The organism is Amnibacterium sp. (assembly GCF_025463795.1).
Taxonomy (GTDB): Bacteria; Actinomycetota; Actinomycetes; order Actinomycetales; family Microbacteriaceae; genus Amnibacterium.
In genome coordinates this window covers 1-13,467 of record NZ_JAODBE010000005.1, presented here as the reverse complement: position 1 = coordinate 13,467, position 13,467 = coordinate 1, and the positions used below count along the sequence as shown (strand labels likewise).

The 13,467-nt window shown below is 73.3% G+C and carries 14 protein-coding genes and 2 pseudogenes; 1 reads left to right on the top strand and 15 read right to left on the bottom strand.

Going from position 1 to position 13,467, the window contains the following annotated elements; all coding sequences use genetic code 11:
- Positions 1 to 159 precede the first annotated feature (159 nt).
- The 14 genes and pseudogenes from JWQ92_RS00580 to rplU form a co-directional block, all read right to left on the bottom strand.
- Positions 160 to 336, bottom strand: a complete 177-nt coding sequence (locus tag JWQ92_RS00580; RefSeq protein WP_297342514.1) for a hypothetical protein — start codon at positions 334 to 336, stop codon at positions 160 to 162.
- Positions 337 to 357: 21 nt separating this feature from the next.
- Positions 358 to 2,307 carry a glycosyltransferase family A protein gene (locus JWQ92_RS00575; protein WP_297342513.1) on the bottom strand — a complete coding sequence of 650 codons (1,950 nt, stop codon included), beginning with the start codon at positions 2,305 to 2,307 and terminating at the stop codon, positions 358 to 360.
- Between the two features lie 142 nt (positions 2,308 to 2,449).
- Positions 2,450 to 3,628 carry an MFS transporter gene (locus JWQ92_RS00570; RefSeq protein WP_367276697.1) on the bottom strand — a complete coding sequence of 393 codons (1,179 nt, stop codon included), beginning with the start codon at positions 3,626 to 3,628 and terminating at the stop codon, positions 2,450 to 2,452.
- 158 nt (positions 3,629 to 3,786) lie between these two features.
- Entirely contained in the window at positions 3,787 to 4,386 is a 600-nt protein-coding gene (locus JWQ92_RS00565; RefSeq protein WP_297342511.1) for a copper resistance CopC family protein, read from the bottom strand.
- On the bottom strand, positions 4,383 to 5,495 hold the full coding sequence (locus JWQ92_RS00560) for a serine hydrolase (protein ID WP_297342510.1): 1,113 nt from the start codon (positions 5,493 to 5,495) through the stop codon (positions 4,383 to 4,385). The genes JWQ92_RS00565 and JWQ92_RS00560 overlap by 4 nt, the downstream gene beginning before the upstream one ends.
- Positions 5,496 to 5,569: 74 nt before the next feature.
- Positions 5,570 to 5,953, bottom strand: coding sequence for a ribosome silencing factor (gene rsfS / locus JWQ92_RS00555; RefSeq protein ID WP_297342509.1), 384 nt, complete (start codon positions 5,951 to 5,953; stop codon positions 5,570 to 5,572).
- Between the two features lie 8 nt (positions 5,954 to 5,961).
- Entirely contained in the window at positions 5,962 to 7,485 is a 1,524-nt protein-coding gene (locus tag JWQ92_RS00550; RefSeq protein ID WP_297342508.1) for a hypothetical protein, read from the bottom strand.
- A pseudogene (gene nadD, locus JWQ92_RS00545) lies at positions 7,482 to 8,066 on the bottom strand (nicotinate-nucleotide adenylyltransferase); the annotation flags it as partial. The pseudogene nadD and the gene JWQ92_RS00550, both read right to left, overlap by 4 nt.
- 46 nt (positions 8,067 to 8,112) lie before the next feature.
- Entirely contained in the window at positions 8,113 to 8,310 is a 198-nt protein-coding gene (locus JWQ92_RS00540) for a hypothetical protein (RefSeq protein ID WP_297342507.1), read from the bottom strand.
- 85 nt (positions 8,311 to 8,395) lie between these two features.
- Complete coding sequence (locus tag JWQ92_RS00535; protein ID WP_297342506.1) at positions 8,396 to 9,673, bottom strand: glutamate-5-semialdehyde dehydrogenase; 1,278 nt, start codon at positions 9,671 to 9,673, stop codon at positions 8,396 to 8,398.
- Between the two features lie 11 nt (positions 9,674 to 9,684).
- Entirely contained in the window at positions 9,685 to 10,473 is a 789-nt protein-coding gene (gene proB / locus JWQ92_RS00530; RefSeq protein ID WP_297342539.1) for a glutamate 5-kinase, read from the bottom strand.
- 11 nt (positions 10,474 to 10,484) lie between these two features.
- Positions 10,485 to 12,005, bottom strand: a complete 1,521-nt coding sequence (gene obgE, locus JWQ92_RS00525) for a GTPase ObgE (RefSeq protein WP_297342505.1) — start codon at positions 12,003 to 12,005, stop codon at positions 10,485 to 10,487.
- A 93-nt stretch (positions 12,006 to 12,098) separates the two neighbouring features.
- Positions 12,099 to 12,362, bottom strand: coding sequence for a 50S ribosomal protein L27 (rpmA, locus tag JWQ92_RS00520; RefSeq protein WP_297342504.1), 264 nt, complete (start codon positions 12,360 to 12,362; stop codon positions 12,099 to 12,101).
- 13 nt (positions 12,363 to 12,375) lie between these two features.
- Positions 12,376 to 12,684: a 50S ribosomal protein L21 gene (gene rplU, locus JWQ92_RS00515; RefSeq protein ID WP_297342503.1), complete on the bottom strand. Its 309-nt coding sequence runs from the start codon at positions 12,682 to 12,684 to the stop codon at positions 12,376 to 12,378.
- A gap of 192 nt (positions 12,685 to 12,876) precedes the next feature.
- Between rplU and JWQ92_RS00510 the strand changes: the two genes are divergently transcribed.
- Entirely contained in the window at positions 12,877 to 13,143 is a 267-nt protein-coding gene (locus JWQ92_RS00510) for a DUF4031 domain-containing protein (RefSeq protein WP_297342502.1), read from the top strand.
- A 63-nt stretch (positions 13,144 to 13,206) separates the two neighbouring features.
- On the opposite strand, the pseudogene JWQ92_RS00505 reads toward JWQ92_RS00510, so the two are convergent.
- Positions 13,207 to 13,467: pseudogene (locus JWQ92_RS00505) on the bottom strand (hypothetical protein); the annotation flags it as partial.

The window sequence follows — 13,467 nt, the reverse complement described above, 5'->3', positions numbered from 1 at the left end:
CTCGCCGACGGGACCGCCGGCGGGCGCAGCGTCACGGTCGAGCTCGCCGCGGACGAGTGGGCGCGGCTCGAGCAGCGGGCCCGCCGCGCAGGCATGTCGCCGGAGGACCTGCTCCGGGACCTCGCCGCACGGGGCTGAGCGGTCCGGCGTGGCTCGCCGTCAACTCGTGAATGCGACCACGGCGACGACGAGGCCGAACAGGCCACCGACCACGTCCGTCGCGACGAACCAGGGCCGCAGGCGGCGCTCCTGCCTGCGCGCCTCCCGCCGCTCGGCGACGAACGCGGCGGCGGCCGCCGCGACGACGACGAGGCCGAGCGTCCCCAGCAGCACCACGGATGGAGTCCGGCGCGGCCCTCAGACGCGCCGGAGCAGTCGCCGGCCGGATCGCCGGAGGCGGCGCACCAGCCGGTCGCGCAGCGTCGGCCTGCCTTTGCCGTCGGGCGCGGCGGCGGGCGCGGTGATGCGCGAGAACTCGACGACGCCCCGATGGTCCACCAGCAGTCGCCACCGGGTCGGAAGCGGCTCGGCGTCCCCGACCGCGACATCCACCGTGTACGTCCCGGCGGGCACGTCGCCCGCGAGCTCCAGGCGCGCGCCGTCCTCGTCAGCGACGAGCCGGCCGTCGAGGGTGCCCGCGATCGAGTCCCCGGCACGCAGCACGATCTGCGCGGGGACCGTGCCCCCGGTGCCGACGTGCACGGCCGGCAGCGGCACGACGAGGTTCCCGACCGTGCCGGTGACGTCCTCCAGGGGGGCCCGGCCGTCCTTCACGACGGAACGCAGGCGCGACGCGAGGTCGAGCGAGAGGGCGTTCCGCGTGTTCGCGTACACCGCGACCGGCTGCGCATGCACCACCGCCGGCAGGGCGGCCGTGGACGTCTTCAGCGCCCGATGGTTGACGACGTCGGAGAGGGTCACGCGGACGTGGACGTCCCAGGTCGTCGCGGCGAGGGGCCGCCCGTATGCCGCCGTGACGATGTCGATCGCCGTCTCGATGCGCAGCGTGGGCGTCACGAGTCCGCGACCGACCTCCTCGACCCCGGGAAGGACCGTGGTCGCCTGCGCCCACGCCTCCCGGCCGGCCCGGTTCTGCACCGTGACGAGCGCGGTCGCCCCGTTCACCGCGTCGGCGAGGTCGAGCAGCGCCTCGGGCAGCTCCCGCTGCACCGCGCGCGGCAGCCGTCGCAGCAGCCGGTCGCCGTCACGCTGCAGGAGGAGCGGATCCCCGTCGGCCGTGCGCCAGCGCACCGTCGCGGTGAGGTGCAGCCGGTCACCGCGCCACTCGATCGTGTCGGTCGACGCCTGTCCCGCGACCGCGCTCTGGGCGAGGTGGAGCTGCCGGAGCAGGTCGATCCGGCCTGCTCGCAGCAGGAAGGACTTCGCCCGGTCGAGCAGGCCGAGGTCCTCGTCCCACTCGACCGGCATGAAGCGGTCCAGGATCTCGCGCACGAACGGCATCGCCATCGACAGCCGGGGGTCGTCGGCGACCGTCAGCAGCGGGTGGAACCGCCCGACGACCCGCACGCGGTACTGCTGCACGAGCATCGCGCGGCGCGATGCGGCGAACCGCTCGCCGTCGAGCGTCTCGTCGATGTACGCCATCAGGTCGATCATCCGTTGCCAGTACTCCGGGCTGCCCGGCCCGTAGGTCGACGAGTTGTTGCCGCCGGCGATCGTCCAGAGGTAGAAGGGCGTGTCCGCGAGCACCGAGACGACCTCGGCCGCGCGGTAGGTGGCGACGTTGAAGTAGACGTCCTCCCAGAGCATGCGCCGGCCCACCGGGAAGCGCACGCCGTGGTCGAGCAGCATCGTGCGGCGGTACAGCTTGTGGGGCAGCATCGGCAGAAGCGCGGTGATGCCGCGGTCGGGGACGGCGTTGCCGACGTTCTCGAGGTAGCCGCTGAAGCCCCAGCCGAGGTTGTTCGACTTCACCTCCTTCGCCGAGACGATGTCGGACCGGTGCTCGGCCGCGAACTCGGCGCCGCGACGCAGCGCGTCGGGGTAGAGGGCGTCGTCGTGGTCCATGAACAGCACCCACTCTCCCCGGGCCATCTCGATGCCGTGGTTGCGGGGGCCGGAGGCCCAGCCCGTGTTCTCGATGCGGTCGATGCGCATGTTCGGGCGTTCGGCGGCGAGCGCGCCGAGCAGCTCGAAGGTGTCGTCGGGCGAGCCGTCGTCCACGACGATCGTCTCGAACTCGGCCTGCGGCAGCGTCTGGGCGTCGAGCGAGTCGAGCACGCGCCGGATCCGGTCGCCGGATCGGTACGCCGCGATGATGACGCTGATCGTGGGAGAGTCGGGCATTGGATCGGGCCTCGCGCTTCCTCGGTGCCGGCCGTCGGAGCGGCTCGAGCACTCGAGGATAGGGCATCCGGGTGCTGCGCATCCGGGGTTCCGCGCCTCGCTCCGACTCCGCGACGCGACGACACCCGCGGACCACGGGGTGTCAGGTCGTCGTCGTCAGGTCGGCGCCCCGCGTCTCGCGGCCGAGCGCCATGAGCACCACGATCACGACGGCGACGACCGCCGCGACGGCCGCCAGGGCGATCGCGAAGTCGCCTCCTGCGCTCCGCGCGATCAGCGCCTGGATCGTCGCGTTCGGCGAGGCGATCACGTTGCCGAGCTGGTAGACGAACCCGGGCAGGACCGCGCGGGTGCCGGCGGGGACGAGCTCGTTGAGGTAGGCCGGGATCACGCCCCACGCCCCCTGCACCATGAACTGCATGAGGAACGCGCCGACGCCGAGGAGCACGGATCCACCGGCGAAGGCCCACAACGGGATCGCAGGGAGGGCGAGTGCGGCGAACACGATGATCGTGCGCTTCCGGCCGAAGCGCTCGGACAGGGTGCCGGCGACGAGCCCGCCGATGATCGCCGCGATGTTGTAGGTGATCGCGATGAGGCTGACCGTACCCGGCGCGAAGTGGTGCTGCTCGAGCAGGAAGGTCGGATACAGGTCCTGCGTGCCGTGGCTGAAGTAGTTGAACGCCGCCATCAGCACGACGGCGAAGGCGAGCACCGGCCAGTTGGCGCGCACGGCGGGCCAGAACGCGGGCCGCGACTCGCGCGGCCGGCCCTGTGAGGCGAGCCACACCGGCGACTCGTCGACGCGGAGGGCGATGTAGATCGCGAGGACGACCGGGACGACCCCGATCGCGAACATGCCCCGCCACCCGACGGTGGGCTCGAGGAGCCCGAACACGGCGGCGGCGAGAAGGTAGCCGAGGGGGTAGCCGGCCTGGAACAGCCCCGAGACCGCGCCCCTGGAGCGCGCGGGCACGGTCTCCATGGTGAGGGCCGAGCCGACGCCCCAGATGCCCCCCATCGCGATGCCGTACACGATGCGGAGCGCGAAGAACACGCCGAAGCTCGGCGAGAACGTCGTCGCGAGCTCGATGAGCGCGAACAGGACGATGTCCACCACCAGCACAGGCTTCCGCCCGAACCGTTCGGCGAGCGGGCCGAACACCAGGGCGCCGACGGGCCGCATCACGAGGGTGAAGCTGATGGCGAGCGTCGCCGTGACCAGCGTGATGTGGAAGTCCTTCGACATGGTGTCGAGCACGAAGACGAGCACGAAGTAGTCGAACGCGTCGAGGGTCCATGCGCCGACCCCGGCGAACAGGGTGCGGCGCTGGCTCCCGGTCCAGCGGTCGGGAACGGTGTCGGTCGCGGTGCGGGCCACGAGACCTCCTCGGATCACCGGTCGAGGGGGGTCGACCCCGATCCTCTGCGGACGCTAACCACCCTTCCGGGGCGCCGGCTGGGACACCGCTGCGTGCGTCAGCCGCGGCGGCGGGTCAGCACGACGGCGAGGACGACGCCGACCACGACGATCAGCACGAGCACGCCGGCGACGACGACGATCAGCACGAGCACGCTGCCCGTCGAGGCGGGCTGTGCGGCGGAGGTTCCCGAACCCGTGCGGCCGGCGGCGTTCCCGCACACCGGCCCGGAGTCGGACCCGGCGGCGCCGGTCGTGCCCGCGGTGGGTGCGTAGCGGAAGCGGATGGAGTCCGCGACGGGGTGCCCGTCGGCCGAGACGACGCGCCAGCGGACGGTGTAGGTACCGGCGGGCCCGAGGCGCACCGCCGCGCTCACGCCGTCGTCTCCGACGACCGGGCAGGCCGTCTCGAAGTGCTTCCCGCCCGGTCCCGTGACGCTGAGGACGTCCGATCCGTTGCCCGTCCTCAGCACCGCCGCGTCGAAGGTGAGGGTCACCCGCGTCGGTGCGGCCGTCACGGTGCTGCCGGCTGCGGGCGTGCTGCTCACGAGGTAGTCGTGGGCGTTCGCCGGTTCCGCTGAAAGGAGCACCGCGAGGGCGGCGAGCAGGAGCACGAGGATCGCCGAGAGCCCCGCGCGAGGTCGATCGGTGCCGGTCATCGCTCCTCCACGTCTCCCATGCTGCCGGACGGCCGCCCGGTCTCCGCTCCACTGGTTCGGAGCCGGCGTCCACGCCGATCGGCGGGCTCGTCCGGGGGCACGGAGGCGAGGATGCGGTCGGCGACGGCCGCGTGGTAGCGCAGGTCGGGCAGCGGGCTGCCGATCCGGTCGGTGAGGTGCACCACGACGAGGTCGCGGTCCGGGTCGGCCCAGGCGATGCAGCAGTTGCTGCCGTTGTGGCCGAAGGCGCGCGGGCTGCTGCCGGCCCCCATCGGGCTGACGGTCCCGGGCACCGCTCGCGGGCCGCCGAGCTGGAAGCCGGCGCTCCAGCGGATCGGGTAGCGCGCCACGCGGTCGAACCCGTCGTCGCCGGACGGCGCGACCGCCCCGGCCACGGTGGCGGCGGCGAGCACCCGGCGCCGGCCCCTCAGGCCCCCGGCGAGCAGCATCCGGTACAGCGCAGCCAGGTCTCGGGCGGTGGTCGAGAGCCCGGCGGAGGGGATGACGGCCCGGCGCACGGCCGGCCGGTTCACCCACGCAGAGACGACCGCCGCCAGGGGGTTCGACCCGTGGACCGGGACAGCGCGGGGCAGCAGGCGGCCCGGCAGGCCGAGGTGGGTGTCGTGCAGTCCGGCCGGGTCGAGGAGCAGCTCCCGGACGGCGTCCCGCTCGGGCCGCCCGGTGACGCGGCGCACGAGCTCGCCGAGCACGAAGCCGGCGGCGAGCGGGCTGTACCCGGCGGCGGTCCCGGGCGGTCGCACGAGCCGCGCGGCCGCGGTGCGCGCCGTCGCCCGCCGACGATCCGCGAGCACGAGCGCGTCTCCGGGGATACCCGCGGCCCCCAGGCCCGCCCGGTGCTCGAGCACGTTCCGGACGGTCACGGCCCCCTTGCCGTTCGCGGCGAACTCCGGCCAGTGGTCGGCGACCGGCGCGTCGAGGTCGAGCAGCCCGCGTTCGGCGAGCAGATGGACGGTGAGCGCGGTGACCGGCTTCCCCGCCGAGAAGGTCCAGAAGAGCGCGTCCGGCCGGCAGCCGAACGACCGGTCGAGCGCGACCCGCCCCCGGCGGAGCACGACGAGCTGCGCGACGGCGCCCCGCGTGCGGATCATCCGGACCGCCTCGTCGAGCGGTCCCGGCCGGAGCCCGACGGCCTCCGCCGGCTCCACGACGGCCGCGAGAGGGCTCAGGAGGCGGCGGCCCGGCCGGCGTCGTCGGCGAGCTCGAGCGGGATCGCCGGGCAGTCGCGCCAGAGCCGTTCGAGCCCGTAGTACGCCCGGTCCTCCTGGTGGAAGACGTGCACGACCACGTCGCCGAAGTCGAGCAGCTCCCAGCGGCCCTGGCCCCGGCCCTCGCGCCGCTTCAGGGGCACGCCCGACGCGGACATCCGCTCGTCCACCGCGTCGGCGATCGCGAGCACGTTGCGCTCGCTGCTGCCGGAGGCGAGCAGGAAGGCGTCCGTGAGCGGCAGTCGTGAGGAGACGTCGATCGCGACGAGGTCGTCGGCGTTCTTGGCCCATGCGGCCTCAGCCGCCTGCTGCACCTGGGTGTGCGCCCCTACCTTCTCCACGACGCCGATCAGAATAGCTTGAGGACCCAGCTCCCCACGAGCAGGGTCACCACACCCACAGCCATCGCACCGGCGATGATCGCCAGAACCGTGGGCAGCACGTTGCCGCGGGCGCGACGAGCGCCGATGATCGCCCGGGTCGAGCCCGTGCCGCTCACCGCCCTGCTGGCACGGACCGGAGCGACGCCGGCGGCCGGCTCGTCCTGCGAGGCCTCGAACAACCGGTCGATGTCGAGCGAGTCGTAGTGCTCGGCGGTCGCCCCCGTCTGCGCAAGGCTGCGCGGAAGGTTGAGGGACCCCGTGATGAAGAGGTCGCCGGTGCTGTTGACCGCCTGGGTGAGGTCGGGCTGCGGGTCGCCGGAGAGGATCAGGGCGTTGGCAGAGCCGTTCGAGCCCTGCACCGGCCGGCCGAGGAGGCCCGTGTAGTCCTGCGCGTCGTCCTCGTCGTCGGCCCAGGGCAGAGCCTGACGCGGCTGCTCCGCCTGCTTGAACATCGGCTCGGGCGCACCCTGCGGCTGGCCGCTGCGCGCGCGGCGGATGAGCGCCTCGAACCCGGCGAGGTCGGTGACCTCGCTCGGCGGACCGACCTGCTCCGGGCCGAAGGCGGCGGGCGGCTCGGCGTATCCGGTGGGCGGCTCGGCGTATCCGACCGGGTCCGCGAAGGCGGCCGGCTCGGCGAAGTCGTCGGAGACCTGGCTCCACGCGCGGCCGCGGTAGGCCGACTGGGGCTCGATGAACTCGGGCTCCGCCTCGGCGACCTCGGTCAGCGGATCCGGGTCCGCGAGCGGCACCGGGTTCGAGAAGGTCAGCGAGTCGTCGCCCTGGGGCTCGGCGAAGAACTGCGGCAGGTTCACGGGCGCCGTCATCGGCGTCTGCGCCTCGAGCTCGGCGCGGTCGAGCGCCGCCATCGCGACCGTCGGGGCGTCGTCGTAGCCGGCGAATGCGGCGGGCACGCCCTGCTCGTCGCTGAACCACGCGGCCGGCATGCCGTCCTCGGTGGTCTGCTCGGCCTGGCGGCGGCGCAGCTCGCGGCGGCTGAGCGGGGGCTGCTGCACGGGCGTGCGCACGGTGGGCAGCGGTTCGGCCTCGTGCTCGCGGAGCACGGCGTCCCGAACGCGCTCGAGCAGCTCACCGGTCATGGGCGACGCGGGCACCGGACCGGTGCGCCGCGTCGGGGCCTCGGGGATGCCGGAGCGGAACCTGGCCAGGTCTCCGGTGTGCGGACCATCGACCGGCTGGGCCGGCGGCGTGTCCGCCCTGCGGGCCAGCGCGGCCCAGATGTCGGCGGTGTTCTGGACGGGGATTTCCTGATCAGCGTGTAATTCGTTGCTGAAGTCATGGCCGTCGAAGTCGACGACTCCCGAGGGGTGCGCCTGGCCCTGGGCGAGCGCCTCGGCGGCTCGCCGCTCACGCTCCCTGGCCGCTCGCCGGCTGAGTGGTTGACCGTCCTCACGGGTCTCCCCAGCTCGGGCGGTGTCCACGGCGGTGCCGTTACGGCTCCCCCGCGAAGACTGGTCCTGCCACAAGGTCATGGTGCGCTCCTGTACAGACGGTGCTTGCTGATGTACTGAACCACACCATCCGGGACGAGGTACCAAACCGGTGCGCCGTGTCGCACACGCGCTCGGCAATCCGTCGAGGAGATCGCCAGAGCGGGCACCTCGAGCACGCTGACGTCGTCACGAGGCAGCCCGGCGACCGACAGCGCGTGCCCGGGACGGGTGACCGCGACGAAGTGCGCGAGACTCCAGAGCTCGTCGAGGTCCTTCCAGCTGAAGATCTGCGCGATCGCGTCGGCACCCGAGATGAAGAACAGATCCGCGTCGGGGTGCTGCTCCTTGAGGTCCCTGAGGGTGTCGACGGTGTAGGTGACGCCGCCTCGGTCGATGTCGACGCGCGACACCATGAAGCGGGGGTTGGACGCGGTCGCGACGACCGTCATCAGGTAGCGGTGCTCGGGCTCGGTGACCGCGGCCTTGTGCCACGGTCGGCCCGTCGGCACGAAGATCACCTCGTCCAGCTCGAAGACGCGCTGGACCTCGCTCGCGGCCACGAGGTGGCCGTGGTGGATCGGATCGAAGGTGCCACCCATCACGCCGACCCGGCGGCGGGTGCTGCCGGGCGGCCGGGTGGCGGATGCGGCGCTGACGGCTCCCCCGCTAGACCGTCGGGCCGTGCTGCCCGCCGCGCGTGGGCTTGCCGTTGTGGCGGTTGGCCACGTCCCGGTAGGACCAGGCGACGAACCCGAGGAGCGCGAAGACGCTGAGGGCGACGATCGGGAAGATCACGCTCGGCACGGGCAGCTCCTGCTCGTGGTAGCCGGCCATGATGTGCGGCACAGCGGCCAGGAATGTCACCGCGTCCTCCTCTCGCCCCGGATCGGCGCCCGGGAACCGCTCGATTCTAGGCGCGCCCGCACCTGGACACCGAGTGCGGCGGACGTCAGGCCCGCGTCTGCCCGTCCCCGCGGACGAGCCACTTGGTGCTCGTCAGCTCGGGCAGCCCCATCGGGCCGCGCGCATGCAGCTTCTGGGTGGAGATCCCGACCTCGGCACCGAACCCGAACTCGCCGCCGTCCGAGAACCGCGGGGACGCGTTGACCATGACGACCGCGGAGTCCACCTCCGCGAGGAACCGCTCGGCGTTCGCGAGATCGTTGGTGACGATGGACTCGGTGTGGTGGGTGGAGAAGCGGTCGATGTGCGCCACGGCGGCGTCGAGGTCGTCGACGACGCCGACCGTGAGGTCGAGGGAGCCGTACTCGGTGGCCCAGTCCGCGTCGGTCGCCGGCACGGCGTCCGGCAGGACCGCGCGGGCCTCGTCGTCGGCGTGCAGCACGACGCCCGCTCGCTGGAGGGCCTCGGCGACGGCGGGCAGCAGCCGCGGGGCCGCGTCCCGGTGCACGAGGAGCGTCTCGAGGGCGTTGCAGACGCCGACCCGCTGCGTCTTCGCGTTCACGACGATCTCGGTGGCCATCCGCTCGTCCGCGCTCGCGTCGAGGAAGACGTGCACGACGCCGGCGCCGGTCTCGATGACGGGCACGGTGGACTCCCGCACCACCGCGTCGATGAGGGCGGCGCTGCCGCGCGGCACGAGCACGTCCACGAAGCCCCTGGCGCGCATGAGCTGGGCGGCGCCGTCGCGGCCGAGGTCGTCGACCGACTGCACGGCTTCAGCGGGCAGCCCTGCGGCCGCGAGCGCGTCGCGGATGACGTCGACGAGCACGCCGTTCGTGTGCTGGGCCGCCGTGCCGCCCCGGAGCACGACCGCGTTCCCGCTCTTCAGCGCGAGCGCGGTGATGTCGACCGTCACGTTCGGGCGCGCCTCGTAGATCGCACCGACGACGCCGAACGGGACCCGCACCTGGCTGAGCCGGAGCCCGTTCGGCAGCGTGCGCCCGCGCAGCACCTCGCCCACCGGATCCGGCAGAGCCGCGATCTGCAGCACGGCGTCCGCGAGCCGTGCGACCCGCTGCTGGTCGAGCCGGAGGCGGTCCTGCAGGCCTTCGGCCATCCCCGCCGACTGCGCAGCCGCCAGGTCCCGGGCGTTGGCTTCGAGCACGCGGCCGGCCGCGGCGAGGAGCGCCGCCGCGATGGACTCCAGTCCGCGATCGCGCTCGCCCGACGTGGCGGTGGCGAGCCGGCGGGAGGCGGCCTTCGCGGCGGCGAAGCGCGGCGTCGCGTCGGTCGTGGCAGCGGATGCGGTGAGCGTGTCCGTCATGCCGCGGGAGTCTATCCGGCCGCCGATTCCGTGGCGGTCGCGGGTTCGAACCAGGTACCGATGCGCTCGCCGTCGAGGGCGCGGGCGACGTGCTCCGTGGCGGTGAGCAGCACCGCGATGCCGGCGTCGGTGGCGTACCGGGCGGCGGCGACCTTCGTCGCGGCGCCACCGGTGCCGACGCCCGTGTCGCTCTCCCCCACGACGATGCCGGTGAGCGGGTCCCCGGCGCCGACGAAGGCGATCGGCTCCGCACCGGGCTCCCCCGGCGGCCGGGTGTACAGCGCCTCGACGTCGGACAGCAGCACGAGCAGGTCGGCGCCGATCAGCTCGGCGACGAGTGCCGCGAGCCGGTCGTTGTCACCGAACCGGATCTCGTGCGTCGCCACCGTGTCGTTCTCGTTGACGATCGGCAGGATCCGCAGGGCCAGCAGGGTGTCGAATGCCCGCTCCGCGTTGCTGCGGTGCTTCGGGTTCTCGAGGTCACCGGCGGTGAGCAGCACCTGCCCGGCGACGATGCCGAAGCCGTCGAGCTGCTCCTGGTACCGCTTGATGAGCAGGTTCTGGCCGACCGCCGCGGCCGCCTGCTGCACGGCGAGGTCGGTGGGGCGGTCGAGGAGCCGCAGATGGGGCATGCCGGTCGCGATCGCGCCCGAGGACACGAGCACGATCTCCGCCCCGCGTGCGTGGGTCGCGGCGAGTGCCGCGACGAGCGGCACCACCTGACCCGCCTTGTCCCCGCTGATGGACGACGACCCCACCTTCACGACGATCCGGGTGGCGCCCGGCGCCTGCTCCTGCATCGTCGGGACGGTCACGGCCGGGGCTCCGAGCCGACGGCGGCGTCCCCTTCGCGTTCGGCGATCCGCTCCGCGTCGAGCTGGGCGCGGGCGGCCGCCTTCGCGTCCATGCGGTCCCGGTACCCGACGCGGCGCTCCTCCGTGGTGCGCCGGCCCGACTGGTTGAAGCGCATGTCGCTGCCGCGGGGCGCGGTGATGAGCTCGGCGGTCGACATGAGCGTCGGCTCCCAGTCGAAGACGACGCCGTCGCCGGGGCCGATGACCACGGTGGAGCCCGGCACGGCGCCCGCCTCGAAGAGGGCGTCCTCGACGCCGATCTTCGCGAGCCGGTCCGCGAGGTACCCGACCGCCTCGTCGTTGGTGAAGTCGGTCTGGGCCACCCAGCGCTGCGGCTTGGTGCCCAGCACGCGGTAGACCGGCTCGGTGCCCCCCTCGACCTTGACCACGAAGCCCTGCTCGTCGATGGGCGTGGGCCGGAGCACGATCCGGGCCGGCTTCGCCTGCGCGGCGCGATCCGCGCGGTCCTGCTCCACGAGCTGCGCGAGCGCGAAGGAGAGCGACTGCAGCCCCTCGTGGCTCGCTGCGGAGACGGCGAAGACGCGGAAGCCGCGCGCCTCGAGGTCGGGACGGACCATCTCGGCGAGCTCTCGCGCATCCGGCGCATCGATCTTGTTGAGCGCGACGAGCTGCGGGCGGTCGAGCAGCGGGGTCTGGCCGGCCGGCACGGGATACGCCCCGAGCTCGGCGCGGATGACGTCGAGGTCGGTGAGCGGGTCGCGCCCGGGGTCGACGGTCGCGCAGTCGAGGACGTGCACGAGCACGCTGCAGCGCTCGATGTGCTTCAGGAAGTCGAGGCCCAGTCCGCGGCCCTCGCTCGCGCCCTCGATGAGGCCCGGCACGTCCGCGATCGTGTAGCGGACACGGCCTGCCTCGACGACGCCGAGGTTCGGTTGCAGCGTCGTGAACGGGTAGTCCGCGATCTTCGGACGCGCGGCGGACATCGCCGCGATCAGGCTCGACTTGCCCGCCGACGGGAACCCGACGAGGGCGACGTCCGCGACCGTCTTGAGGTCGAGCCGCACGTCGAGCGCCTCGCCGGGCTCGCCGAGCAGCGCGAACCCGGGGGCCTTCCGCTTCGTGCCGGCCAGTGCCGCGTTGCCGAGGCCACCACGGCCACCCCCGGCCGCCACGAAGCGCATCTCCGGCTCGGCGAGGTCGGCGAGCACGGTGCCGTCGTCGTCGCGGACCACCGTGCCGACCGGCACCGGGAGCTCGAGGGACTCGCCGTTGGCGCCGCTGCGGTTGTCGCCCATGCCGGGACCGCCGTTGCCCGAGCTGCGGTGCGGCGACCGGTGGTAGCCGAGCAGCGTGGTCACCTGGGGGTCGGCGACGAGCACGATGTCGCCACCGTCGCCACCGTTGCCGCCGTCCGGCCCGGCGAGCGGCTTGAACTTCTCACGCCGGATGGAGACGCAGCCGTTCCCGCCGTGTCCGGCGGTCAGGTGCAGCGTCACCGAGTCGACGAAGGTCGCCATGACGGCCTCTCCTTCCGGGTCCGGAAACGGCGACGGGCGGGTACTCGACCCGCCCGTGCGCCTTGAGCAGTGGATCCCTGCCCGGGATGCGAGTCACTCCGCGAGTGCGGGGACCTCGATGTCGATGACCTTGCGACCGCCGCGCGCGCCGAAGCGCACCGCACCGGCCTCGAGGGCGAAGAGGGTGTCGTCGCCGCCACGGCCGACGTTGATGCCGGGGTGGAAGTGCGTGCCGCGCTGACGCACGATGATCTCGCCCGCCTTGACGACCTGGCCGCCGAAGCGCTTCACGCCGAGACGCTGCGCGTTGGAGTCACGACCGTTGCGGGTCGAGCTCGCGCCCTTCTTGTGTGCCATTGCTGTGCTCCCCTCAGCCGATCGCGGTGACGCGGACGCGGGTGAGCTCCTGGCGGTGTCCCTGGCGCTTCTTGTACCCGGTCTTGTTCTTGAACTTCTGGATGACGATCTTCTTGCCGCGCAGGTCGCCGAGGACCTCCGCGGTGACCGTCACATCGGCGAGCTCGGCCGCCGCGTGGGTGACCTTCTCACCGTCGACGAGGAGCACCGGCGCGAGCTTCACCGTGCCGTCCTCCCCTGCCGCGATGCGGTCGAGCGTCACCACGGTGCCGACCTCGACCTTCTCCTGGCGCCCACCGGCGCGCACGATCGCATAGACCACTTCGAGCCTCAACCTCTTCTGCCGTGCCACCGTGCGCCGCACGTGATTCCACGGGGCGGGTGACGGAACGTCTGACCGGTGCGTCGACGGACGGCGACACGATGGGCCGTCCGCGCACCGACCGTCAAGCATAGCCCACCTCGGCCGGGTCCTCCACCGGACCGGGTCGGTGCGTGGTGGGACGATGCCGTGGTGGCCGTGCTGGTGGACGCTCCGATGTGGCCGGCGCACGGCCGGATGTGGGCCCACCTCGTCAGCGACGCCTCGCTGGACGAGCTGCACGCCTTCGCGGCTGCGAACGGCCTACCGACTCGCGGCTTCGACCGGGACCACTACGACGTGCCGGCCGACCGGATCGATGACCTGGTGGCCGCGGGCGCCGAGCAGGTGACGGCGGGCGAGCTCACCCGGCGGCTGATCGCGAGCGGCCTCCGGGTGAAGGGCCGCGACCGCCACTGAGCGTCGCCCCCGTGTGGCCCGAATCGGCGCCGGTCCGGCGCATCCGTACGCGGACCGGACGGGTCACTCGTCCTGGCCGGGCGTGAGTGCGGGCGTCGAGACGCGGCGAGACCGGCGACGGCCCTCCCCCGGGCGCCGCGGTGCGGGCAGCGCCTCGAGCACGGAGTCGAGCAGATCGACCGCGATCTCCTTCGGCACCCGCGGGGCCGACGGCTCGCGATGGGGCTCCGGCAGGTCGAGGATCGCCGCCGCGGGTGCCTCGTCGGCCGGCTGCTCGGCGGTCGGCTGCTCGGCGGTCGGCTGCTCGGCGGTCGGCTGCGCGTC

What these genes read in the sequence shown, in the direction of transcription:
- rpmA (WP_297342504.1), bottom strand. Translation starts at nt 12,362, where the DNA reads ATGGCACACAAGAAGGGCGCGAGCTCGACCCGCAACGGTCGTGACTCC.
- JWQ92_RS00535 (WP_297342506.1), bottom strand. Translation starts at nt 9,673, where the DNA reads ATGACGGACACGCTCACCGCATCCGCTGCCACGACCGACGCGACGCCG.
- obgE (WP_297342505.1), bottom strand. Translation starts at nt 12,005, where the DNA reads ATGGCGACCTTCGTCGACTCGGTGACGCTGCACCTGACCGCCGGACAC.
- proB (WP_297342539.1), bottom strand. Translation starts at nt 10,473, where the DNA reads ATGCAGGAGCAGGCGCCGGGCGCCACCCGGATCGTCGTGAAGGTGGGG.
- JWQ92_RS00575 (WP_297342513.1), bottom strand. Translation starts at nt 2,307, where the DNA reads ATGCCCGACTCTCCCACGATCAGCGTCATCATCGCGGCGTACCGATCC.
- JWQ92_RS00565 (WP_297342511.1), bottom strand. Translation starts at nt 4,386, where the DNA reads ATGACCGGCACCGATCGACCTCGCGCGGGGCTCTCGGCGATCCTCGTG.
- JWQ92_RS00550 (WP_297342508.1), bottom strand. Translation starts at nt 7,485, where the DNA reads ATGACCTTGTGGCAGGACCAGTCTTCGCGGGGGAGCCGTAACGGCACC.
- JWQ92_RS00560 (WP_297342510.1), bottom strand. Translation starts at nt 5,495, where the DNA reads ATGATCCGCACGCGGGGCGCCGTCGCGCAGCTCGTCGTGCTCCGCCGG.